Origin of the sequence: Mycobacterium sp. 050134, assembly GCF_036409085.1 — a bacterium.
In the GTDB taxonomy this organism is placed as follows: domain Bacteria; phylum Actinomycetota; class Actinomycetes; order Mycobacteriales; family Mycobacteriaceae; genus Mycobacterium.
The window spans coordinates 85,468-108,679 of the sequence record NZ_JAZGLV010000010.1; the positions used below are offsets into that span (position 1 = coordinate 85,468).

Annotated in this window: 22 protein-coding genes; 11 read left to right on the forward strand and 11 right to left on the reverse strand. The window is 69.1% G+C overall.

Annotated features, from left to right (window positions below; genetic code table 11):
• Window positions 1-6 precede the first annotated feature (6 nt).
• The 3 genes from SKC42_RS13840 to SKC42_RS13850 all read left to right on the forward strand — a co-directional run bounded on the left by SKC42_RS13840 (window position 7) and on the right by SKC42_RS13850 (window position 7,075).
• Window positions 7-1,011 carry a hypothetical protein gene (locus SKC42_RS13840; RefSeq protein ID WP_330964870.1) on the forward strand — a complete coding sequence of 335 codons (1,005 nt, stop codon included), beginning with the start codon at window positions 7-9 and terminating at the stop codon, window positions 1,009-1,011.
• A gap of 71 nt (window positions 1,012-1,082) precedes the next feature.
• Window positions 1,083-4,403, forward strand: coding sequence for a transglutaminase family protein (locus SKC42_RS13845; protein WP_330964871.1), 3,321 nt, complete (start codon window positions 1,083-1,085; stop codon window positions 4,401-4,403).
• A gap of 14 nt (window positions 4,404-4,417) precedes the next feature.
• Window positions 4,418-7,075 carry a circularly permuted type 2 ATP-grasp protein gene (locus tag SKC42_RS13850; protein WP_330964872.1) on the forward strand — a complete coding sequence of 886 codons (2,658 nt, stop codon included), beginning with the start codon at window positions 4,418-4,420 and terminating at the stop codon, window positions 7,073-7,075.
• Window positions 7,076-7,133: 58 nt separating this feature from the next.
• Here the strand turns inward: SKC42_RS13850 and SKC42_RS13855 are convergent, their stop codons facing one another.
• Complete coding sequence (locus SKC42_RS13855) at window positions 7,134-7,547, reverse strand: hypothetical protein (protein ID WP_330964873.1); 414 nt, start codon at window positions 7,545-7,547, stop codon at window positions 7,134-7,136.
• 8 nt (window positions 7,548-7,555) lie between these two features.
• Here SKC42_RS13855 and SKC42_RS13860 point away from each other — a divergent pair, with 8 nt between their 5' ends.
• Window positions 7,556-7,804, forward strand: coding sequence for a hypothetical protein (locus SKC42_RS13860; RefSeq protein WP_330964874.1), 249 nt, complete (start codon window positions 7,556-7,558; stop codon window positions 7,802-7,804).
• A gap of 233 nt (window positions 7,805-8,037) precedes the next feature.
• On the opposite strand, the gene SKC42_RS13865 is transcribed toward SKC42_RS13860, so the two are convergent.
• Window positions 8,038-9,399 carry an HNH endonuclease signature motif containing protein gene (locus tag SKC42_RS13865; RefSeq protein WP_330964875.1) on the reverse strand — a complete coding sequence of 454 codons (1,362 nt, stop codon included), beginning with the start codon at window positions 9,397-9,399 and terminating at the stop codon, window positions 8,038-8,040.
• A 340-nt stretch (window positions 9,400-9,739) separates the two neighbouring features.
• Here SKC42_RS13865 and SKC42_RS13870 point away from each other — a divergent pair, with 340 nt between their 5' ends.
• Window positions 9,740-10,234, forward strand: coding sequence for a barstar family protein (locus tag SKC42_RS13870; protein WP_330964876.1), 495 nt, complete (start codon window positions 9,740-9,742; stop codon window positions 10,232-10,234).
• Here SKC42_RS13870 and SKC42_RS13875 read toward each other — a convergent pair.
• The 3 genes from SKC42_RS13875 to SKC42_RS13885 are packed head-to-tail and all read right to left on the reverse strand — an operon-like array spanning window position 10,174 to window position 12,903.
• On the reverse strand, window positions 10,174-10,872 hold the full coding sequence (locus SKC42_RS13875) for a DUF6629 family protein (RefSeq protein ID WP_330964877.1): 699 nt from the start codon (window positions 10,870-10,872) through the stop codon (window positions 10,174-10,176). The genes SKC42_RS13870 and SKC42_RS13875 overlap by 61 nt on opposite strands.
• 41 nt (window positions 10,873-10,913) lie before the next feature.
• Window positions 10,914-11,969, reverse strand: a complete 1,056-nt coding sequence (locus SKC42_RS13880) for a zinc-binding metallopeptidase family protein (RefSeq protein ID WP_330964878.1) — start codon at window positions 11,967-11,969, stop codon at window positions 10,914-10,916.
• On the reverse strand, window positions 11,962-12,903 hold the full coding sequence (locus tag SKC42_RS13885; protein WP_330964879.1) for a transglutaminase family protein: 942 nt from the start codon (window positions 12,901-12,903) through the stop codon (window positions 11,962-11,964). Before SKC42_RS13885 ends, SKC42_RS13880 begins: the two co-directional genes overlap by 8 nt.
• An 80-nt stretch (window positions 12,904-12,983) precedes the next feature.
• On the opposite strand from SKC42_RS13885, the gene SKC42_RS13890 reads away from it, so the two are divergent.
• Complete coding sequence (locus SKC42_RS13890) at window positions 12,984-13,373, forward strand: MmcQ/YjbR family DNA-binding protein (RefSeq protein WP_330964880.1); 390 nt, start codon at window positions 12,984-12,986, stop codon at window positions 13,371-13,373.
• A gap of 5 nt (window positions 13,374-13,378) precedes the next feature.
• Here the strand turns inward: SKC42_RS13890 and SKC42_RS13895 are convergent, their stop codons facing one another.
• Window positions 13,379-14,413, reverse strand: a complete 1,035-nt coding sequence (locus SKC42_RS13895; RefSeq protein ID WP_330964881.1) for an FUSC family protein — start codon at window positions 14,411-14,413, stop codon at window positions 13,379-13,381.
• Window positions 14,414-14,418: 5 nt separating this feature from the next.
• Window positions 14,419-14,865: a nitroreductase family deazaflavin-dependent oxidoreductase gene (locus SKC42_RS13900; RefSeq protein ID WP_330964882.1), complete on the reverse strand. Its 447-nt coding sequence runs from the start codon at window positions 14,863-14,865 to the stop codon at window positions 14,419-14,421.
• Window positions 14,866-15,151: 286 nt separating this feature from the next.
• Between SKC42_RS13900 and SKC42_RS13905 the strand changes: the two genes are divergently transcribed.
• Window positions 15,152-15,451: a hypothetical protein gene (locus tag SKC42_RS13905; protein ID WP_330964883.1), complete on the forward strand. Its 300-nt coding sequence runs from the start codon at window positions 15,152-15,154 to the stop codon at window positions 15,449-15,451.
• On the opposite strand, the gene SKC42_RS13910 is transcribed toward SKC42_RS13905, so the two are convergent.
• The 3 genes from SKC42_RS13910 to SKC42_RS13920 all read right to left on the reverse strand — a co-directional run bounded on the left by SKC42_RS13910 (window position 15,448) and on the right by SKC42_RS13920 (window position 17,844).
• Window positions 15,448-15,951: a hypothetical protein gene (locus SKC42_RS13910; protein ID WP_330964884.1), complete on the reverse strand. Its 504-nt coding sequence runs from the start codon at window positions 15,949-15,951 to the stop codon at window positions 15,448-15,450. The two genes, SKC42_RS13905 and SKC42_RS13910, sit on opposite strands and share 4 nt — an antisense overlap.
• A gap of 181 nt (window positions 15,952-16,132) precedes the next feature.
• On the reverse strand, window positions 16,133-17,089 hold the full coding sequence (locus tag SKC42_RS13915) for a hypothetical protein (protein WP_330964885.1): 957 nt from the start codon (window positions 17,087-17,089) through the stop codon (window positions 16,133-16,135).
• A gap of 116 nt (window positions 17,090-17,205) precedes the next feature.
• Window positions 17,206-17,844 carry a hypothetical protein gene (locus tag SKC42_RS13920; protein ID WP_330964886.1) on the reverse strand — a complete coding sequence of 213 codons (639 nt, stop codon included), beginning with the start codon at window positions 17,842-17,844 and terminating at the stop codon, window positions 17,206-17,208.
• 267 nt (window positions 17,845-18,111) lie between these two features.
• Here SKC42_RS13920 and SKC42_RS13925 point away from each other — a divergent pair, with 267 nt between their 5' ends.
• Window positions 18,112-18,537, forward strand: a complete 426-nt coding sequence (locus SKC42_RS13925) for a tyrosine-type recombinase/integrase (RefSeq protein ID WP_330964887.1) — start codon at window positions 18,112-18,114, stop codon at window positions 18,535-18,537.
• 27 nt (window positions 18,538-18,564) lie between these two features.
• Here the strand turns inward: SKC42_RS13925 and aspS are convergent, their stop codons facing one another.
• Window positions 18,565-20,367 (reverse strand): aspartate--tRNA ligase, encoded by a 1,803-nt coding sequence (gene aspS, locus SKC42_RS13930; RefSeq protein WP_330964888.1) that lies wholly within the window; start codon window positions 20,365-20,367, stop codon window positions 18,565-18,567.
• A gap of 46 nt (window positions 20,368-20,413) precedes the next feature.
• Between aspS and SKC42_RS13935 the strand changes: the two genes are divergently transcribed.
• Genes SKC42_RS13935 through SKC42_RS13945 form a run of 3 tightly spaced genes read left to right on the forward strand, consistent with a single transcriptional unit; the run spans window position 20,414 to window position 23,121 of the window.
• On the forward strand, window positions 20,414-21,301 hold the full coding sequence (locus tag SKC42_RS13935) for an oxidoreductase (RefSeq protein ID WP_330965004.1): 888 nt from the start codon (window positions 20,414-20,416) through the stop codon (window positions 21,299-21,301).
• Between the two features lie 9 nt (window positions 21,302-21,310).
• Window positions 21,311-22,189, forward strand: coding sequence for a KPN_02809 family neutral zinc metallopeptidase (gene ypfJ, locus SKC42_RS13940; protein WP_330964889.1), 879 nt, complete (start codon window positions 21,311-21,313; stop codon window positions 22,187-22,189).
• Between the two features lie 56 nt (window positions 22,190-22,245).
• Window positions 22,246-23,121, forward strand: coding sequence for a formylglycine-generating enzyme family protein (locus SKC42_RS13945; protein ID WP_330964890.1), 876 nt, complete (start codon window positions 22,246-22,248; stop codon window positions 23,119-23,121).
• Window positions 23,122-23,212 lie beyond the last annotated feature (91 nt).

The window sequence follows — 23,212 nt, forward strand, 5'->3', positions numbered from 1 at the left end:
ACGGACATGAGCCAGCCTCCCGAGTATCCAGGCACTCCGGCCGACCCGCAGGGCGGAAGTCACAACCCTCCCGGCTACCCGCCACCACCGCCCGGCTACGGCGCTCCCCCGCCCGGTCCCGGCTACGGCGCACCCCCGCCCCCGCCCGGCTACGGCCCACCGCCCGGGTATGGCGCGCCACCCCCGCCGCCACCCGGATACGGCCCACCGCCGGGATACGGCCCCCCTCCGGGCGGTTACCCGCCGCCCGGATACGGCGCCGCCCCCGGACCGCAGTACAGCATCGGCACCGCGATCAGCTGGGCCTGGAGGAAGTTCACCTCCAACGCCATGCCGCTGGTCGTCGCCACGCTGGTGTACGGGGTGCTGTTCGGCATCGTCAGCGGCGTGATCGGGTTGGGCCAGAGCATGGGGACCACGACCACCTCCTCCGATGACGACTCGTTCAGCTTCAACACCAACGTCGGCCCCGCCGGGCTGGCGGTCATGGCGCTCGGCTACCTCCTCGCCTACGTCGTCGGGGCGTTCGCCCAGGCCGGCTTCCTGTCGGGCTGTTTCGACATCGCCGATGGACGGGCGGTCACGATCGGCTCGTTCTTCAAGCCCCGCAACCTCGGGATGGTGTTCCTGGCCGCCCTGATCGTCGGCGTGCTGACCAGCATCGCCTCGGCGCTCTGCTTCCTGCCCGGTCTGATCCTGAGCATCTTCGTCCAGTTCACAATCCCGTTCGTCATCGACCGCTCGCAGTCGGCGATCAACGGGCTGACGTCCAGCTTCTCGACCGTGACGTCGAACTTCGCCAACGCGCTGCTGGCGTGGCTGGTCCAGTTCGCCCTGATCATCGTCGGCGCAATCGCGTGCGGCGTGGGGCTGCTGGTCGCCGCCCCGGTGGCCGCGCTCGTCCTCGCATACACCTTCCGCAAGCTGACGGGCGGTCAGGTCGCGCCGCTCGAGCAGCCGGGCTACCAGGCGGGACCGCCGCCGGGTATGCCGCCTTATCCCGCCGGCTGAGGCGTCCGGGCGCGCGAGGCGCAATTGCGGTGCGCTGCAGCCTCGCCGCGCTCGTGATTTGATCGGCGGTTATGAGCATCAAAGTGGCGCTGGAGCACCGCACCAGCTACACCTTTGACCGGCTGGTCGGCGTGTACCCGCACGTGGTCCGGCTGCGTCCGGCGCCGCACTGCCGCACCCCGATCGAGGCCTACTCGCTGCGTGTCGAGCCGGCCGAGCATTTCATCAACTGGCAGCAGGACGCGCTGGGCAATTTCCTTGCCCGCCTGGTCTTCCCGAATCCCATGCGCCGGCTGACCATCACGGTCGGCCTCATCGCCGACCTGAAGGTGATCAACCCGTTCGACTTCTTCATCGAGGACTGGGCCGAAACCTGGCCGTCCGGCGGAATGGCGTACCCGAAGGAGCTTGCCGAAGACCTCAAGCCGTACCTGCGGCCCGTCGACGAGGGTGACGAGGGGTCCGGCCCCGGCGGCCTGGTGCGGGCGTGGGTGCGGAACTTTTCGGTGCCCGACGGCACCCGCACCATCGACATGCTGGTCAAGCTGAACCGCGCGGTCAACGCTGACGTCGCCTACAGCCTGCGGATGGAACCCGGGGTGCAGACACCGGACTACACGGTGCGCGCCGGCGTCGGCTCCTGCCGGGACTCGGCGTGGCTGCTGGTGTCGATCCTGCGCCAGCTGGGGCTGGCCGCACGCTTCGTGTCCGGCTACCTGGTGCAGCTGGCCTCCGACGTCGCGGCCCTCGACGGCCCGTCTGGGCCGGCGGCCGACTTCACCGACCTGCACGCCTGGGCCGAGGTGTACATCCCCGGCGCGGGCTGGATCGGGATGGACCCGACGTCGGGGCTGTTCGCCGGGGAGGGCCACATCCCGCTGGCCGCCACCCCGCACCCATCGTCCGCGGCGCCGATCACCGGCGGCACCGAGCCCTGCGAGGCGTCGCTGGAGTTCTCCAACACCGTGACCCGCGTCCACGAAGACCCGCGCGTGACGCGGCCCTACACCGACGAGGCGTGGCACGCGATCTGCGAGGTGGGCCGCGGCGTCGACGAGCGGATGACGGCCGCCGACGTGCGCCTGACCGTCGGCGGCGAGCCAACCTTCGTCTCGGTGGACGACCAGGTTTCCGAGGAGTGGACGACGGCCGCCGACGGCCCGCACAAGCGGCAACGCGCCTCGGACCTGGCCGCGCGCCTCAAGGCCATGTGGGCGCCGCAGGGCCTGGTCCAGCGCGGCCAGGGCAAGTGGTATCCCGGGGAACCGTTGCCGCGCTGGCAGATCTCCCTCTATTGGCGCACCGACGGCCGGCCGGTGTGGAACGACGAGGCCCTCCTCGCCGACCCGTGGGCCACCGATGCCGCCGATCCCGTCGACGGCGCGGCGGCGTACGAGGTGCTCGCCGGCGTGGCCGAAGGCTTCGGGCTGCCGCTCACGCAGGTGCGGCCGGCCTACGAGGACCCGCTGCAGCGACTTGCGGCCAAAGCCCGCCTGCCCGAGGGCGATCCGGTGGGACCGGCCGACGACCTCGCTCCCGAAACCGACACCCCGGCTGGCCGCGCCGCCCTGCTCGCCCGCCTCGACGAATCCACCGCCACCCCAAAGGCGTTCGTGCTGCCGCTGCACCGCACCGACGACAACCTCGGGTGGGCCAGCGCCGACTGGCGGCTACGCCGCGGGCGCGTCGTGCTGCTCCCCGGCGACTCGCCGGCGGGGCTGCGGCTGCCGCTCGACTCGATCAGCTGGAAGCCCCCGCGGTCCTCCTTCGAGGCCGACCCCCTGGCCGTGCCGGACACGCTGTCGACGGAGTCGGGCGCGGCGGTGGTCACCGACCCCGACGGCGCGCCGCCCACCGCCATGGTCGCCGAGGTCCGCGACGGGCTGGTGTACGTCTTCATGCCGCCCACCGAGGCGCTCGAGCACTTCCTCGACCTCATCGCCCGCGTCGAGGCCGCGACCGCGAAGGCCGGCTGCGCCGTCGTCATCGAAGGCTACGATCCCCCGCCCGACGCGCGGCTGCGCTCGACGACGATCACCCCTGATCCCGGCGTCATCGAGGTCAACGTGGCGCCCAGCGCCGGATTCGCGGAGCAGCACCGACTGCTCGAAACGCTGTATGAGCAGGCCCGCCTCGCCCGACTGTCGACGGAATCGTTCGACGTCGACGGCACCCACGGGGGCACCGGCGGCGGCAACCACATCACGCTCGGTGGCGCGACGCCCGCGGACTCGCCGCTGCTGCGCCGCCCGGACCTGCTGGTCTCGCTGCTCACCTACTGGCAGCGGCACCCCTCGCTGTCCTACCTGTTCGCCGGGCGGTTCGTCGGCACCACCTCGCAGGCGCCGCGGGTGGACGAGGGCCGCGCCGAGGCGCTCTACGAGCTCGAGATCGCCTTCGCCGAGATCGCCCGGCTGTGCGCGGACGGGGCGCCCAAGCCGTGGGTGACCGACCGTGCGCTGCGGCACCTGCTCACCGACATCACCGGCAATACCCACCGCGCCGAGTTCTGCATCGACAAGCTGTACAGCCCCGACAGCCCCCGCGGCCGGCTCGGCCTGCTCGAGCTGCGTGGGTTCGAGATGCCGCCCCACCTGCGCATGGCGATGGTGCAGTCACTGCTGGTGCGGTCGCTGGTGGCGTGGTTCTGGGACGAACCGCTGCGCGCCCCGCTGATTCGGCATGGGGCGAACCTGCATGGGCGACACCTGTTGCCGCACTTCCTGATTCACGACATCGCCGATGTCGCCGCCGACCTGCGCTCGCACGGCATCAGATTCGAGACGAGCTGGCTGGACCCGTTCACCGAATTCCGCTTCCCGCGCATCGGTACCGCCGTGTTCGACGGCGTGGAGATCGAGCTGCGCGGCGCGATCGAGCCGTGGACCACGCTCGGCGAGGAGTCCACCGCGGCGGGCACCGCCCGCTACGTCGACTCGTCGGTCGAGCGCATCCAGGTGCGCATCATCGGCGCCGACCGCCACCGCTACGTGGTGACGGTCAACGGCTACCCGGTTCCGCTGCTGGCCACCGACAATCCCGACATCCACGTGGGCGGTGTGCGGTTCAAAGCCTGGCAGCCGCCGAGCGCTCTGCACCCGAGCATCTCGGCGGACGGCCCGCTGCAATTCGAGCTGATCGACCTCAGCAGCGGCACCTCGTGCGGCGGCTGCACCTACCACGTCGCCCACCCCGGCGGCCGCGCCTACGACGAGCCGCCGGTGAATGCCGTCGAGGCGGAGGCCCGCCGGGCCCGCCGCTTCGAGGCCACCGGCTTCACCCCCGGCAAGCTGGACCTGGCCGGCATCCGGGAGAAGCAGGCCAGGATCTTCACCGACATCGGCGCGCCGGGCATCCTCGATCTGCGGCGCGTGCGTACCGTGCAGCGGTAATGACATTCGCGGACATGACATTCGGAGCCGGCGGGGCCACCAGCACGTCCCCGACGGCCCGCGGCGGCCGCTACGACGCCGATCGCCTGCTGGCCGGGTACCGCACCGCCCGCGCCCAGGAGGCGCTGTTCGATCTGCGGCACGGCCCGGGGATTGGGTACGACGAGTTCGTCGACCGCGACGGGAACGTCCGGCCGGCCTGGTCCGAGCTGGCCGACGCGGTCGCCGAGCGGGGCCGGGCCGGGCTGGACCGGCTGCGGTCGGTGGTGCACGGGCTCGTGGACAACGACGGCATCAGCTACACCGAGGTGGACCCGGCCCGCGACGTGCCGGGGCTGGAGCCCAGGCCGTGGAGCCTGGACACCCTGCCGATCGTGCTGTCCGCCGCCGACTGGGAGGTGCTGGAGGCGGGGCTGGTGCAGCGCTCGCGCCTGCTCGACGCCGTGCTCGCCGACCTGTACGGGCCGCGCAGCATGCTCACCGAGGGCGTCCTGCCGCCGGAACTGCTGTTCGGCCACCCCGGTTACGTGCGCGCCGCCAACGGCATCGAGGTGCCCGGGCACCACCAGCTCTTCATGCACGCCTGCGACCTGGGCCGGCTGCCCGACGGCAGCTTCGCCGTGAACGCCGACTGGACGCAGGCGCCGTCGGGCGCCGGCTACGCGCTGGCCGACCGCCGCGTCGTCGCCCACGCGATCCCGGACCTCTACGAGCGGATCGCCCCGCGGCCCACCACGCCGTTCGCCCAGGCGCTGCGGCTGGCGCTCATCGACGCGGCGCCCGACGTCGCCCAGGACCCGGTGGTGGTCGTGCTGACCCCGGGCATCTACTCCGAGACGGCGTTCGACCAGGCCTACCTCGCCACCCTGCTGGGCTTTCCGCTGGTGGAGAGCGCCGACCTGGTGGTCCGCGACGGCAAGCTGTGGATGCGCTCGCTGGGCACGCTCAAGCGGGTCGACGTGGTGTTGCGCCGCGTCGACGCCCAATACGTGGATCCCCTTGACCTGCGCGCGGATTCGATGCTCGGGGTGGTGGGCCTGGTGGAGGCTCAGCACCGCGGCACGGTGACCGTGGTCAACACGCTGGGCAGCGGCATCCTGGAAAGCCCCGGACTGCTGCGGTTCCTGCCCGAGCTGGCCAAGCGGCTGCTCGGCGGGGAGCCGCTGCTGCAGACAGCTCCGACGTACTGGGCCGGCATCGCCGCCGAGCGCTCCCACCTGCTGACGAACCTCTCGTCGCTGCTGGTGAAATCCACCGTCGGCGGGAAAACGTATGTGGGGCCCACGCTTTCGTCTCAGCAGTTGGCCGATCTGGCCGCCCGGATCGAGAAGATGCCGTGGCAGTGGGTCGGCCAGGAACCGCCGCAGTTCTCGTCGGCGCCCACCGACCACGCCGGCGTGCTGTCGTCGGCCGGTGTCGGCATGCGGCTGTTCACCGTCGCCCAGCGCAGCGGGTATGCGCCGATGATCGGCGGCGTCGGCTACGTGCTGGCGCCCGGCCCCGACGCATACCTGCTGAAAACCGTTGCTGCCAAGGATATCTGGGTGCGTCCGACGGAGCGCGCGCGGACCGAGACCGTGAGCCTGCCGCTGGCCGAGCCGCCGGCGAAGACTGCGGCGGGCACCTGGGGCGTCAGCTCGCCGCGCGTGCTGTCCGACCTGTTCTGGATCGGGCGGTACGGCGAGCGCGCGGAGAACATGGCCCGGCTGCTGATCGTCGCCCGCGACCGCTTCCACGTGTACCGGCACCACCAGCACACCGAGGAAAGCGAGTGTGTGCCCGTGCTCCTGGCGGCCCTGGCCGACATCACCGGCACCGACACCGACCTCGACGGCGGCATCGACGGCGCCGAGATGATCGCCGTCGCCCCGTCGACGCTGTGGTCGCTGACCGTCGACCCCGCGCGGCCGGGGTCGCTGATCCAGTCGGTGGAGGGGCTGGCGCTGGCCGCGCGCGCGGTGCGCGATCAGCTGTCCAACGACACGTGGATGGTGCTCGCCGGCATCGAGCGCGCGATCGCGCAGCGGGCCGAACCGCCCGACTCGCTCGCCGAGGCCGACGAGCTGCTGGCCCATGCCCAGGCCCAGACGCTGGCGGGGATGCTGACGCTGTCGGGGGTGGCCGGCGAGTCGATGGTGCGCGACGTCGGCTGGACGATGATGGACATCGGCAAGCGGATTGAGCGGGCCCTGTGGCTCACCGCGCTGCTGAGGTCCACGCTGATCACGGTGCGCGGCGCGGCCGCCGAGCAGACCGTTATCGAGGCCACTCTGGTCGCGTGCGAGTCGTCCGTCATCTACCGGCGCCGCACCGTCGGCAACGTGAGCGTCGCCGCGGTGACCGAGCTGATGCTGTTCGATGCGCAGAACCCGCGCTCGCTGCTGTTCCAGGTGGAGCGGCTGCGCGCCCGCCTCAAGGACCTACCGGGCGCGTCCGGGTCGTCGCGGCCGGAGCGGCTGGTGGACGAGATCGGCACGCTGCTGCGCCGGTCGCATCCCGGCGAGCTGGAAGCGGTCGCCGACGGGCGGCGGGCGGAGCTGGCGGAGCTGCTCGGCGCCGTGCACGCCGCGCTGCGCGACCTCGCCGAGGCCATCACCACCACGCAGCTGGCGCTGCCCGGCGGAATGCAACCACTGTGGGGTCCCGACGAGCGCCGGGTGATGCCGGCGTAGTGGTGGTGCCGAGCGCGGTGGACCGGATCACCCGAGATGACAAAGCGGTGCGGCGAGGTCAGCCTGACTGGCTTGTGGCGAGGCTGGTGATGCCGCCGGCGACAAAGCGCAGCAGCGCGTGATGGCGCTCGGTGATGTCGCGGGCGTGCATGCGTCCTTGGCTGAGGCTGTCGAGACGCAAGTTGTTGGAGTAGGTGTGCAGCGTAGCGGCGACCATATGTAGATATGCGTCGTGGATGGCGGGGTCCCCGGCCTCTGGGAACAGGTCGTGCAGTGCATGGATGAACTCGCCGGCGATTGAGTTGAATTCGTCGGCGATAAGCGCCCGGATGGGATGTCCGGAGTTTGCGCTTTGGGCAATGAGGCGAAAGTAGTTGTCCCAGCAGGGTTCACCGGCCCGTTGACGCATTGGTTCGCTGAACGCTTCGATGAGCGCATGCAGACGCCGGCCTCGGCTGCCGCGAGCCGGCAACGCTGCGAGTGGTCTCGGCGCTCACGATTCGTGATCGATTGCCGCACATCACGATTCCGCTGCTCGCTATCAATGGCGACCACGACACGCTCCTCAGCACCCAAGACACCGTCGACCTCGCCAACGAAGCCCCCGACGCCACCTTGTTGCTCTACCCCGACGACGACCATTGCGCCATGCGCCACTACCGCGAGTGGCTCGACTGCTCCCAGGAATGGCTCAGGAGGCAACTCGTGGATACCGTCGGCACCGAGTAAGAACCCGACCTCGGCCCCGAACAGCGTCGAACCACGCTACTAAGTTGTGATGGACCAGCTTCGACAAATCGGGAAATGCATGACCCCGGGCTGAGCGGGCTTGCACGATTGGCACCGCTCCGCCTCCCTTCGCCCCGGTAGCGAATCTCATCCGTGTTCGGACGATCCCGCGGAGCCCGATACGCCAAGACCGGTACGCCACGGATCGCGGCGATCAGGGCTGGACCACGGCGTCAAACGGGTTCGTCGTCGGTGTCGCGAAGGAATCGTTCGGGGTGATGGTAGGCATTGGTGCGGGGTTGGCCGCGATCGAGGTGTGGCGGCGGGATCCATTCAGTTTCGCCACGGGCGTTGGTGCGGGTGGTCCAGCCTTGTTCAGCGAGGCGGTTGTCGGGGCCGCAGGCCAGGGTGAGGTCGTCGATGTCGGTGCGGCCGGTTTTGGTCCAGCCTTTGATGTGGTGGACCTGGCTGTGGTAGGCGGGGGCGTCGCAGCCCGGTTTGGTGCAGCCACGGTCCTTGGCGTACAACATGATTCGTTGCCCGGGGGAAGCGAACCGCTTGGTGTGATGCAGCGCCAACGACCTGCTCTGGTCGAAGATCGCCAGATAGTGGTGAGCGTGGCCGGCCCAGCGGATCACATCCGACATCGGCACCAGGGTGCCGCCGGCGGTCAACGCCTTACCCGCGGCGGCCTCCAAGTCCTGCAGCGTGGTGGTCACCACGATCGACACCGGCAACCCGTTGTGCTGACCCAGCTCTCCCGACGCTAAGAGGCCACGCAGCCCGGCCAGAAACGCGTCGTGATTGCGCTGGGCCGCCGATCGGGTGTCGCGGCACACCGCGTCCGCATCCGGGGTTGCGTCCACGATCGGGGCGTGGTCGTCGGGGTTGCACGCCCCAGGCGCGGCCAGCTTAGCCAGCATGACCTCGATCGCCGCACGCAGCTCCGGGGTGACCAGGCCGCTCAGGCGCGACATGCCGTCGCAGTCCTGGGCTCCCAGGGTAATCCCGCGCTTGCGGGCGCGTTCGGCGTCGCTGAAGTCTCCGTCGGGGTGCAACCAATCCATCAGCCGCTTGGCGTAGGCGGCCAACTCGTCGGGCCGATACCCGGCGGCCTTGCCGGCCAGGTCGGCCTCGGCGGCTTGGCGGGTCAACACGTCGATGACATCCGGCAGATGGGCCAAAAAGCTACGTATCACCTTGATGTGCCCCTCACCGATGAGCCCTGCGCGTTGACCGGCCGCGGTCGCACTCAATTGCGGCGCCAACGGCTGACCGGTCAACGCCCGTCGCTCCCCGAGGTCGGCGGCTTCTTCGATGCGCCGGCTGGCCTCGACCTTGGTGATGCGCAACCGGTCGGCCAGCCCCACCCGCAGCGAACCGCCCAGCTCTTCGGGACTGGCCTGCGCGGACAGCTGATTGATCAACGCATGCTGAGGCGTGCGCAGCCGGCGGGCCACGCGTTCCACCCGCTCCAAGGCGCGCAGCCGCTCCGGGGTGGTCAATGCGTCAAAAGACAACTCACACAAGCGGTCAGCCTCGTCGTCGAGTGCATCGATGGCCTCGACGATCTCCTCACGACTGCTGACACCCATGCCTCAAAGCGTAGGAACACCTACCGACAAGACAGCCAGCATTGTGACCACTGAAGCTAAAGTGACACAAGGGATTCCGTTGAATCGAGCCGGCGGCCGGTCATACGCTTGATCTCGCCAAGATGTCCGTCGCATCGTCACCGGGAGTGACGGTTCAGCGTGGTATACGGCCGCTCAGTACGGGCACTTCCAACAGATTCGATAGCGACGGGTGCACAGTGAATTTAGCGGAGTTTCTTTTGCAGGTCGCCGCTCATGAGCCGTGAGTGGGCGTACGAGCAGCTACCCCGTCGCCGTTGACCCCGCCGGCGGGAGTCGAGGTGCGCACCGTCGATGGCGCATGCTGCACAACCTCGACACCCTCTACGACGCCTTCGCCGCGGTCTGGCACTTCCCGCCGTGGTTCGGGCGCAATTACGCGGCCTTTGACGACTTCATACGCGACTTGGACAACATGATCGATGCTGCTCTCGGAAAGCCACCTGCCGGCGGTTACCTCACCGAGGTCGTCGATGCGGATCAGCTTCTGGTTGACGAACCGCAAGTTTTTCCGTGGTTCGTCGAAAGGGTTGACTTCTATCGCGGTTACTATCGCGACGAGGCCGACCCGCCCGCTGCGTTCGGCCTGTTGCTATCTGGCTCCCTCCGACGAACTGAACCACGTTCGTCAACACTGGCTATCGGCCGGTGCCGAAGTCGCGACGGTCGATGTCTAGGGCTGGGTCGCGCTATCTCGCTTATCGAGGTCGACGTGAGCGTGGTGTCCACCTCGCACTATTTCGCGTTAGCCTCGATCTCGACAGCCGCCGCCTCGTCCATGGGAACGCCTTCGTAGCGATGCGGATCGGGCAGCCGCCGACGGCGCCGCATGTGCACCAGCACCAGGAACGACAGCATGGCGGCGTACGCGCACCACAGCGAGGCAAACGCCCGGAAGTAGAGAGCGGCCACCGCGATCAGCCCCACCAGGTTCGCCAGCCCGAACACCACGATCGAGCGGTAGCCCGACAGCAACGTCGGCCCGATGACGGCGATGATGTACAGCGCCGCCCACACATAGGGATGGCTGACCTCGGTGTGGTACTCCAGCGCGTGGGCGCACCTCGCCATCCCGACCGGCCTGGTGAGCACGACGACGGCCAGGTAGGCCGACACCACGGCGCCGAGCACCACAAACGGTGCTATCCGCAGTCGCGCGCCGCGCGGTTCGAGCATCAGCACCGCCGGCGGAACCCAGGCCGGCAGCAACGGCAACGCGATGAAGATGTACGCGTACATCGCCACCTGCGCCAGCCCGGCGGGGACGACGCCGTTTGGCCACACCAGCGCTTCGATGAGCTGGTGGAACGCGAAAATGGTGGGCAGCAGGGCGAACGGCAGCTCCCGCCAATGCCGCACTTCGCGCAGGGTCGCGACCGCGACCGGGATCAGCGCGGTGCCCATCACCACGTCCGCCGTCATCGAGAAGCACACCGCCATAGTGTGCCTGGTGGCTAAGCCACCAAAGCGAACGGCTATCCCGCTATCGCCGCCGGCCCCCTCGCCTGCGTGGTCACCTCCTCGACCACGGTGTGGATGAACTGCATCTTCTCCAGCACCTTCGCGGGCAGCACGAACGGGTAGAGATCGTCGTGGCCCATCGACCGGTTCACCATGTTCAGCGACCACGACAGCGGCAGCCACAGGTCGATGATCGTCTGGAACGCGCTGGGGCCCATCGGCGGCCGGTCGAACGTCGCCGTCGCCGGCGCCAGGCCACACCACGCGCAGGTGTCCAGGGTGTCGCGGATGTGCAGGTAGTGGGCGAACGTCTCGGCCCAGTCCTCGGCGGCGTGCATGGTCGCGTAGGAGGACACGAAGTTCTCCTGCCAGCCCTCCGGCGCACCGTCGCGGTAATGCCGGTCCAGCGCCTCCTGGTAGTCGGCGTCGGGATCGCCGAACAGCTCGTTGAACCGGGCGACGTAGTCGCCCGACGGGTCGATCAGCCGGTAGTAGTAGTAATGGCCGATCTCGTGCCGGAAATGCCCCAGGAGCGTCCGGTACGGCTCCTCCATCTCGACGCGCAACTGCTCGCGATGCACGTCGTCGCCCTCGGCCAGATCGAGCGTGATGACGCCGTTCTCGTGCCCCGTGAACACCTTCTCGTGCGCGCTGGACAGCAGCCGGAAACCCAGGCCGTAGTCGGGGTCCTGGTCGCGCCCGATGATCGGCAGCCGCAGCTCGTGCAGCTCCACGATGAGCCGCCGCTTGGCCGCCTCGGCGCGGGCGAAGGCCGCCAGCCCCTCGGTGTCGGCGTCGTTGGGCCGCTCGCACGTGAGCGCGCACGACACGCACAGGCCCCCGCGGTCGCTTTTGGGGACCAGCCAGTTGCATTCGGCCAAATACAGATTGCCGCACAGCTGGTATTCCTCGGCGGGCACCGCACCCGCGTGCTCGCCTTCGTCGCCCTTGGCGATGACCAGCAACGCCATCTGCTCGAGGGAGAAGCCCAGCGCGCTGCCGCACGACAGGCACTCCGAGTTCTCGAACGTCAGGCGCTGGCCGCAGTTGGGGCAGTGGAAGTCACGCATCGAAGGACTCCCCCTCGAACGGCACGACGTCGACGGCGACGTCGATCTTGCTGTGTTCGGAGTTGGTGTAGATGATGCCGCGCAGCGGCGGGACGTCCGCGTAGTCGCGGCCGCGCCCGACAATGATGTAGCGCTGGTCAACCAGCTGGTCGTTGGTGGGATCGAGCCCAAGCCACTCGAACTGGCCGGGCTCCTGCGGTGTCCATACCGCGGCCCAGGCGTGGGTGGCGTCGATGCCGATCATGCGGTCCTTTCCGGGGGGCGGGTCAGTCGCCAGATACCCGGAGACGTAGCTGGCTGCAAGACCGTTGGCGCGGAGGCAGGCGATCGCCAGCCTCGCAAAGTCTTGACATACCCCTTCGCGGGCCGCCAGAACCTCGTTGACCCCAGTGGAAATCGTCGTCGACCCCGAGCGGTAGGTGAAATCGGCGAAGATCCTCGACGTGAGGTCCCGCAGCACCTCCACCAGTGGCCGCCCCGGCGGGAAACTGGGCGCGGCATAGTCGCGGACCGCGTCGGTGATCTCCGGCGGGTCGAGGTCAAGGGTGAACTCGGCGGCGAGCGCTCCCCTGGCGCCGGCCGGCCGGGCCGCCTCCCACGGCTGCGTCGCCGGCCCGCTGCTGTACCGCTCGGGCGGCGGCGGGTAGACGTCGACGATCGAGTCGCTGGTGATCGTCAGCGCACGGTGCGGTTGGGTGACGTGGAAGTAGTTGCTGATGTTGCCGTACACGTCGCGGCTGGTGGAGCTGTCGGCGGGTGCGGGGTCGATGATCAGCCGGTGGGCGATGCAGCGCTGGCGCAGCGAGTCACGCGGGGTGAGGAAGCCGCGGCCGTAGGAGCTGGTCACCACGTCGGAGTAGCGGTACTCGGTGCGGTGGGTGACGCGGTGGCGGGCGGCGGGGGCCTCATCCGGCTGCGGGCCGGCTCCGGACAAGCGCACCTCCTGGACGTTTCTGGGGCGACCTATTTCTACTACTGTCCGCCATGCGCCGCCTGCGGGAGCACAATCAGCATGTGGCCACGTGGGACGACGTCGCTCGCATCGTTGGTGGGCTGGCACTCACCTCGGAGCCGTCACCGCATGACTGGCGGGTCGGCAAGAAGCTGCTGGTGTGGGAGCGGCCGCTGCGCCCGTCGGACCGCGAAGCGCTGACGCGCAGCGGGGTGGAGCCGCCCGAGGGCGACATCCTGGGCGTCCGGGTGTCCGACGAGGGCGTCAAGTTCGCATTGATCGACGACGAGCCGGACATCTACTTCACGACCCCGCATTTCGACGGTTACCCCGCGGTCCTGGTCCGGCTGGCCGAGGCGTCGGTGCGCGGGCTCGAGGAGCTGATCACCGAGGCCTGGCTGACGCAGGCGCCCAAGAAGCTGGTGCAGGAGTTTCTGGCCGACTCGATGTGAGGCCATCACACCTTGCGCACCCGCCGCAGCTCGATCACCCGCTGCAGGTCGTCGACGCAGGCGACGACGACGTCGGCCAGCACCACCTCGGTCCTCTCCCTGGCCTGTGACTGCAGCTGGTGCGCGTGGTGGCGCGCGGCGGCGGTGTACGCCGACGCGCCCGCCGGGTCCGGGTCGACGAGGGCGGTCGCGGCGGCAAGCTCGACCAGCAGGGTGGGCACCTGCGGTGGGAACCCGTCGCGGCAGCCGTCGACCGCGAGGGCGCGCGCCAGTTCCAGGACCGAGCCGGCCAGCAGCGCCACGTGTACGGCCTGGCTTTCGGCGGCCTCGACGGAGTCGCGCAGACCCCACCGTCGCGGCGCGATGCGCACCACCTGGCGGGCGGTGGTGCGCGCCTCCACCAGCCCGCCGAGCTCGGCGTGCACCCGGTCGACGGCCGACAGCGGCCAGTCGGGCGGGGCGGCCCGCCGTCCGGCGGCGACGTCCGAGGCGCGCGTCAGGACGCCGTGCAGGACGCCGAGGACCCCGATGCGCGCGGCGCTAAGCACCCGCAACGGGTCGGCCGGGAACAGCAGCACGGCGAACACGATCGCGACGACGCCCCCGAGCAGCGCGTCGAAGAGGCGCTCGAAGCCGACGCCGCTGCGGTAGAGCGCCAGCACCAGGATCGCGGAGACGGCGGTCTGGTTGGCGAACATCATCCCCTGACCGATGTAGCCGTGACCGATGAAGACCGCCACAGACAGCGCCAGCAGCGCGGCCACCCCGATGGCCACCGAACCGGGACCGAGCACCGCCTGGACCGCGGTGCCCACCCCGATTCCCACGGTCACGCCGATCATCATCTGGATGGCCCGCTGTGCGCGCAGCACGTTGCTGATCGACAGCGAGACCGCGGCCGCGATGGGCGCGAAGAACGGCTGCGGATGGCCGAACGCCTCGTGGGCGACGTACCAGGACAGACCCGCGGCGACCGAGGTCTGCACGAGCGTGAACCACACGCCGCGCAGCCGCCTGAGGCCCGCGCGCGCCGCTCTCACGGCACCTACGCCGCCGGCTGCAGCTCGAACAGCGGGATGACCCGGCTCGTGTTGGCCTGGTACTCGGCGACCACCGGGGCCGCGGCGACGACCTTCGGCAGGATGTCCTCCCGCTCGGCGGGTGAAAGCTCGCGGGCGGCGACGTCTAGCGCCTGGACACCCGTGTCGGCGCCGACCTCCACCCGCGCCCGCGGGTTGGCCCGCAGGTTGTGCACCCAGGCCGGGTCCTTGGGGGAGCCGGCGAAGGAGCCGATGATGATCAGCCTGCCGTCGATGCGGAAGTAGGCCAGCGGGGACACCCGCGCCTGCCCGGACCGGGCGCCGGTCGTGGTGAGCAGCAATAGGTTCGCGCTTGCGAACTGCCCCGTGACCTTCCCGCCGTTCGCCCGGAATTCCTCGATGAGGGCGCTGTTGAACTCTTTTACGTCGCCGATGTCCGGTCTGTCAGTCATTGGCGCCGCTCCTCCTCATCGCTTCCGCTCTGCATCGTCGCCGGCGGTCGTACCTGCTCAAACCTGTTTGGGCTTGGCGTCTATTCCGGACTGCGTACCTGGCGTTGGTATCGCGTAGCCGCGATGGTCCCGCGACGGAAGCCCTGGTCACAGCGTTGAGACTGTTGGCCCCCGGAAACTTTGAAAAATAGCGTTGCGTACCCGCTGCGTACCCGCACACCCGAAGCGCGTCCAGCGGCCGCCGAATCTTCACACCACGATCCAAGCATCAAACAGGGGGCAGAGCATGACCGAAATTGACATTCCCGACCTACCCATTCCAGCCGGCGCGGTCGCCGGCGACTGGTGCGACACCGAGTGTGTCGCCCTCGAGGACGCGTTCCGATTTCTGACGTGGTCACGTCACGACGCGTCCGGCGTCGTCGTCGCGGTCGGCGGCATGCAGTTCGGCGACGGCCACGTCGAACGCAATGTGACGCTCCTGGCCGAGAGCCGCGACGTCGACCTCACCGCGGCCGGTGCGCGCTGGCTCGCCGCCGCGCTGCTCAACGCCGCCGACGCCCTCGAACGCCCTGGGCGACTCTAGGGACGCAGGTTTCCCCAGGCCCATGCAGTGATGTCGGCTAGCCGCAAGCGCAGGTAGTCGTGGCGGAAGGGCTGCGGAAACCCGCCGATCCAGCAGAGCGCGTCCTTCAGATTTACGAACGACGTCAGATCAAAGCCATCTTGGAAAGTCGTTCGGTCCGAGTAGGGGATTTCGGCGAACCTGTCGAAGTTGTTCTTAGCGAAATTGTCAATGACTTCGGCTGAGCCTTCGGGCATTCCGGGCGCTAGTTCGCCGCCGCGGGCGCGCTCGGCCAGGTGCTTGTAGTACTCGTTGTACGGCGCCGTGTGACCCGATGCGATGCCCCACGGCATGTACAGCGTGACTGGAAATCCCAGAAAGTATGAGGCGTCCGCTATTGCAGCGAGGTTGCCGTCGGGTACCTGGTGGATCGGCGCCACTGGCCAGATGGGCCGATGCTCGGGTGGCGTGTCGGAGGCTTCGGTGTTTGCGGTTTGGTCGTCATCGCTGGGCGTTGTCACGCGGGGAATCGTAGGACGCGCGATGCGACGGGGAGCGAGAACTTGCGTGCTCGCCGCCTCGCGTGTCGTAGCGCGTCACCCGCTCGCCTGTGTGGGCGGCCCACGATCGAGCGGTGCACAGCGGTCGACGACGAGTTACGGGCGGCCGAGACGGCCGCCATGAGCGGCGAGTAGCTCGGCGTCACCGCGGGCCCGGGGGCAGTGGCGGCCAGTCAGGGTCGCGCTCGCCAACTAGCCATTCCCCGTTCTCGTCCAGGGCTATGAGCCGCCAGCCGCGCGTGCCAAACGCCGCCCGTTCCAGCCGCGCCGCGGCCAATCTTGGCCGCAGCACGCTGCGGCCGTCTGGGCCAAATTGCGTCAATGTCGAATCGACCTGCAAGTAGAGGCCGAATTCCATGGCCTTGTCGCGATATTCGTGAATGTCGACGCGCGCCGAGTCCTCGATCTGCTGCCAGAACCACCCAAAAAATTCACGCACGCGCGTCGAGTAGGTGGCGATCGGCGTCATTACGTCGACGCTGTCATTGGGCTGTAATTTGATGTATACCCGGCCTTTTGACCGCCAGCCGTCCCACTTGAGCAGCTCGGCGCGGTCAAGAGAGATGGTGTTGGTTGTGGCCATCGAACTACCAGGGCCTGCGGAGGACCAGTTGGTGGCCACGGAAGTGACTGGAATGGCGTAGTGCAGTGAGTAGTTCCGCAGATCGACCAGGAACGTGGTGGGCTCGTCGCTCAATAGTTCACTAATCTTCGGCGTCCACACCTCCACCTCCCACTTCGTGCGCTTGTCGTCAGTGTCCGGCGCATACCGCTCCGGCCACACCCGACGATGGACACCGCGCATGACGTCGCGGAGTGTCGCAAGGGCGGCGAGGTAGTTATGCAGCAGCCGGGCGGCCTCAGTACCGAAGTCGTCGGGCAATTCGTTGACGAACATCTGTGATCCGACGAACTGGGTGAAGTGCTTCTCGAGTTCAACGCTATTACCGCCGAACACCATCGATGCACGGTTGAGCTGCTCAAACCAGTCGCGATAAATCCTGCCCGGCAGCGACTCGAGGTGCGCATTCCGGGCGTCCATCATCCGACCGAATGGGGTCTGGTAACTGGTCGTCTCGGCGTCGTCACGGCTGTCCACGTCATCGAAGTTACGCCGAGGGGAAGGGCAATATCGGCGACCGCACATGGCCTTTGATGTCGCGCGTTAGCCACTCACCTGTGTGGACACCTCGCTCGGCAATTTGACCCATGCTGTCAGTAGTGCGGTTGCGGCGTATCGGTCTGTGGCGGTTGCTGGTACCGCCGTCCGAGCCGGCGCCGGGCGCTGCGGCGCCCCCAGCGGTTGGTCAGTGCCTCGGCAGGAGACAGCCGGTTAATCGCCGATCGCACAAGCGCGCTCACGGCCGAGTTGACCTTTGCAGCCTGATCCTCCAGGGTCGTGAGATAGCTCGTTACGTCCTCGGCGTTCTGCATGAGGGGTGCCTCGGCCTTCAACTTACGGAAACGGTCGAACTCAACGTAGGCCGCACCCAGGGCTTCCCAGCATGGCGGCTCGACGATGGTCAGTGTGCCGACTGCAAGCGCCTTGTCGAGGGCGTGCCCGGCGCTGCCCGCCGCCTTGGCGGCCGCCATTGACTCACCGCCGCCCTGCTCGATAACAGACTGCGGCTGAGTGGCTCTTTCGGCCAGCTCGGCGATGGCATTTCGGTAATCGAGCTCGCGGGCCATGAACTCGAAATTGGCCGCGAGAATTTCGCCTATGGCTTGCCGCTGAGGTGCCCGGTAAGCGTCGAGGCTGCGCCGGTGTTCACGCAGCCACGTGAGCCCATACGTGATCAAGCCACCGGCGGCCGTGGTGCCGACGTACTTGAGGACCTCTGCGAGCGACGTCATCGGCAGGCGAGCCTACCGCGGCGTAGCACTTTAGCCGCTCATATGTGTGGACACCTGGGCGGGTTTTGTCGCACGCACCGTGCCACCGAGCGCGACGGCGCAGGCGATGACCTGGTCGGCCAGTCCAGCTCGCTCGGTCGGCATGGCGGTATAGATGCGGGCCGCCAGGCCGAGTGTCCGGGCTTCGGACCGCCGACGTTGATTTCATCCGCGGCGTAGTGCACCCGAAACAGCAGTGGACGAACAGCGGGTGGTCCCGCGCGTTGGGTGCCACTGAAGACTGAGGGCAGCAGTCAGCCGATACCGATTCCGCAAGACCTGGCGCTGCTGCTGTCGGCGTCGGTGCAGAAGCACCCATCCGAGATGATGGTCACCGCGGGCCCCGGCACCGACCGATGCAGCATCTGGGTGCTCGAGAAGGCCATTCGTAACGCTCGCGACAAGATCGAGGGCCTGCCGGACACCTTCAGCTTCCATGATCTGCGGCATTACCTGGCGTCGCTGCTGATCTCATCAGGCGCCGACATAAAGACGGTGCAGGCTCGGATGCGCCACGCGAGCGCCACCACCACGCTCGACACCTATGGGCACCTGTGGCCAGACGCCGGCGAGTCCACCCGCACCGCCATTAGCAAGGTGATCGCGAAGCGGATGAACACGACTGCGTACCAACTGCGTACCGAGAGCACGTGATCGCGATGTTTTTGCAGTTCAGCGGCGTTAGCTGGGCTTCAGTTTGGCGTCTATTCCGGATTCCTTGCGCTGCTGGGCGGTGATGGGCGCGGGCGCGTTGGTCAGCGGGTCGACGCCGCCGCCGGTCTTGGGGAACGCGATCACGTCGCGAATGGAGTCGACGCCGGAGAGCAGCGCGTTGATCCGGTCCCAGCCGAAGGCAATGCCCCCGTGCGGCGGGGCGCCAAACGTGAACGCCTCCAAGAGGAAGCCAAACTTCTCCTCGGCCTCGGCCCGGTCCAGGCCCATCACGGCGAACACCCGCTCCTGAACGTCGCGGCGGTGGATACGGATCGAGCCGCCGCCGATCTCGTTGCCGTTGCAGACGATGTCGTAGGCGTCGGCGAGCACCGCGCCGGGATCGGTGTCGACCGAGTTCTCGTACTGCGGCTTGGGCGAGGTGAACGCGTGATGCACGGCAGTCCACGCCCCCGCGCCGACGGCCACGTCGCCGGCGGCGGTCGCCTCCTCGGCGGGCTCGAACAACGGCGGGTCGACCACCCACACGAACGCCCACGCGGCGGGGTCGATCAGCCCCAGCCGGTTGGCGATCTCGTTGCGGGCCGCCCCGAGCAGCGCCCGCGACGACTTCGGCGGGCCGGCCGAGAAGAAGATGCAGTCCCCCGGCTCGGCGCCGACGTGCGCGGCCAGGCCGTCGCGCTCGGCATCGGTCAGGTTCTTGGCCACCGGGCCGCCGAGCGTGCCCCCAGAGGACTCGTCGCCGACCAGCACGTAGGCCAGTCCCCGGTGCCCGCGCTGCTTGGCCCACTCCTGCCAGCCGTCCAGGGCGCGCCGGGGCTGCGACGCCCCGCCGGGCATCACGACGGCCCCGACGTACGGGGCCTGGAAAACCCGAAAAGTGGTGTCTTTGAAGAACTCCGTGCACTCGACGAGCTCGAGCCCGAACCGCATGTCGGGCTTGTCCGAGCCGAACCGCCGCATCGCGTCGGCATAGGTGATCCGCGGGATGGGCGTCGGAACGCGGTAGCCGATCAAGGCCCACAGCGCGGTCAGGATCTCCTCGGAGATCGCGATGATGTCCTCGGCGTCGACGAAGCTCATCTCCATGTCGAGCTGGGTGAACTCCGGCTGCCGGTCGGCGCGGAAGTCCTCGTCGCGGTAGCACCGGGCGATTTGGTAGTACCGCTCCATCCCGGCGACCATCAGCAGCTGCTTGAACAGCTGCGGGCTCTGCGGCAGGGCGTAGAACGAGCCGGGGTGCAGCCGGGCGGGCACCAGGAAGTCACGCGCCCCCTCCGGCGTCGAGCGGGTGATCGTCGGCGTCTCGATCTCGACGAAGTCGTGGCCGGCCAGCACCGAACGCGCGGCCGCGTTGACGTTGGAGCGCAACCGAATCGCCGCGGCCGGGGCGCCCCGGCGCAGGTCCAGGTAGCGGTACTTGAGCCGCAGCTCCTCCCCGGCGGGCTCGTCCAGCTGGAACGGCAGCGGCGCGCTGTCCCCGAGCACGGTCAGCGAGGTGGCGTTGACCTCGATGTCGCCGGTGGCGATCTCCGGGTTGGCGTTGCCTTCGGGGCGGGTCTCGACGACACCGGTGACGGCGATGCAGAACTCGGCCCGAAGGCGGTGCGCCTGGTCGAGCGCCTGGCCTTTCTCCAAGGACGCGCGGAACACGACCTGGGCGACGCCCGAGGCGTCCCGCAGGTCGATGAAGATGACGCCGCCGTGGTCGCGGCGGCGGGCCACCCAACCGGCCAACGTGACCTGCTGGCCGGCGTCGCTCTTGCGGAGCGACCCGGCCCCGTGGCTGCGCAGCACGAAACTCCCTTTCACCCGGTTGGAACGAGTGCCCAGTGTAGAGGCAGGTAATTTCGCTCCTATCGTCACCAACATCGCACTCGTGGGTCCGGGCGCCGTCGGCACGACGGTCGCCGCGCTGCTACACCGGGCCGGGCACCCCGTGCTGGTCTGCGGCCGCACCCCGCGCGACGCCATCGAACTGCGCCCCGACGGCGAGGACCCGATCGTGGTGCCCGGCCCGGTCCTCGTCGACCCCGCCGACGTGTCCGGCCCGGTCGACGTCGTGGTGCTCGCCGTCAAGGCCACCCAGAACGCCGACGCCGGGCCCTGGCTGGCCCGCCTGTGCGACGAGCAGACCATCGTCGTCGTGCTGCAGAACGGCGTGGAGCAGGTCGAGCAGGTGCGCCCGCACTGCCCGTCCTCGCCGGTGATTCCCGGCATCGTGTGGTACTCCGCCGAAGCCCAGCCCGAGGGCTGGATCAGGCTGCGCACCGAGGCGGCGCTGGTGCTGCCGAGCGGCCCGTCCGCGCAGGCGGTCGCCGATCTGCTGCGTGACGCCGGCTGCCGCGTGGACTGCGACCCGGACATCGTCACCGCGGCCTGGCGCAAGCTGCTGACCAACGCGCTGGCCGGCTTCATGGCGCTCGCCGGCCGGCGGTCGGGGATGTTCCGCCGCGACGACGTGGCCGCGCTGGCGCGCCCCTATGTCGTCGAGTGCCTGGCCGTCGCGCGGGCCGAGGGCGCCCGCCTCGATGACGCGGTGGTCGACGAGGTGGTCGGGCTCTTCCGCCGGGCCCCGGAGGACATGGGGACGTCGATCCTGGCCGACCGCGAACACCGCCGGCCGATGGAGTGGGACATCCGCAACGGCGTGATCGCCCGCAAGGGCCGCGCCCACGGGCTGGCGACCCCGATCAGCGACGTCCTGGTGCCGCTATTAGCCGCGGCCAGCGACGGGCCCGGATAGATTGGTGCGATGTTCAACGACGGAATGCAGATCGACACCAGCACCGCGTCGAGCTCCGGCGGCCGCGGGATGCGGATGGCCCTCGGGGGCGGCGCCGGCGGGCTGCTGATCATCTTCCTGGCGTTGTTCTTCGGCGTCGATCCCGGCGGGATCGTCAGCCAGCAACCGATCGACACCAGCGGCGACGTGGCGCCCGGGTTCGACCTCGGCGTGTGCAAGACCGGCGCCGACGCCAACAAGTACGTGCAGTGCCGGGTGGTGGCCACGGGCAACTCCGTCGACGCGGTGTGGCACCAGCTGATGCCCAAGACCTACACCCGCCCGCACATGCGGTTGTTCACCGGATCCGTCGACACCGGCTGCGGGCCGGCCACCACCGCCGTGGGGCCGTTCTACTGCCCGGTGGACCAGACGGCGTACTTCGACACCGACTTCTTCCAGGAGCTGGTCGACAAATTCGGTTCCAGCGGTGGACCGTTCGCGCAGGAGTACGTCGTCGCCCACGAGTACGGCCACCACGTCCAGCAGCTGCGGGGCGTCCTCGGCCGTTCGCAGCAGGGCGCGCAGGGCGCCGGCGGCAACGGGGTGCGCACCGAGCTGCAGGCCGACTGCTATGCCGGCATCTGGGCGCATTACGCCTCGACCGTCAAGCAGGAGAGCACCGGCGTGCCCTATCTGGAACCGTTGAGCGACAAGGACATTGCCGACGCGCTGTCGGCCGCGGCCTCGGTGGGCGACGACCGCATCCAGAAGGAGTCGACCGGGCGCGTCAATCCCGAGTCGTGGACGCACGGCTCGTCGGCGCAGCGGCAGCATTGGTTCACCGTCGGCTACCAGACCGGCGACCCGAACAAGTGCGACACGTTCAGCGCGACCAGCCTCGGCTAGACCCGGCTCGTTCGCCGCTCGGTGCGCCCGGGCACCGGGCCGGTTAGCCTGGCGTCGTGCTCACAGAATTGGTAGACCTGCCGGGCGGCTCATACCAGATGGGGTCGGCGTCGTTCTATCCCGAGGAGATGCCGGTCCACACGGAGTCCGTGGGGCCCTTGGCGATCGAACGCCACCCCGTCACCAACGCCCAGTTCGCCGAATTCGTGGCGGCCACCGGCTACGTCACGGTCGCCGAACGAGCCCTGGACCCGGCGCAGTACCCGGGCATCGACCCGAACGACTGCGCGCCGGGCGCGCTGGTGTTTCGCCCCACGTCCGGTCCGGTGGACCTGCGGGACTGGCGGCAGTGGTGGACGTGGGTTCCCGGCGCGCACTGGCGGCGCCCGTTCGGGCCCGATTCGTCGATCGACGACCGCCCCGACCACCCCGTGGTGCAGGTCGCCTATCCCGACGCGTCGGCGTACGCCCGGTGGGCCGGCCGTCGGCTGCCGACCGAGGCCGAATGGGAATACGCGGCCCGGGCCGGAACGACGACGGTCTACCCGTGGGGCGACACGGTCGCCCCGGACGGGCAGCTGATGGCGAACACGTGGCAGGGGAACTTCCCCTACCGCAACACCGGTGCCCTCGGCTGGGTCGGCACGTCGCCGGTGGAATCGTTCCCCCCCAACGGGTTCGGCCTCTTCGACATGATCGGCAACGTCTGGGAGTGGACCGTCACGCGGTATCAGGTCCGGCACCGGCCCGACGGCCCGGCCAACACGTGCTGCCCGCCGCCGGACACGGGCGACCCGGCGGTCATGCAGACGCTCAAGGGCGGCTCCCACCTGTGCGCCCCGGAGTACTGCCACCGGTATCGGGCCGCCGCGCGGTCGTCGCAGTCACAGGACAGCGCGACCTCCCACATCGGATTCCGCTGCGCGGCCTAGCGCCGCGCCGGTGGCGCAGCGCCCGCGTTAACGCCGCGTCGAACCCGCTGGCCTAGCCGTTAACACGAGGCGGGGTGGCGTAACATTCGGC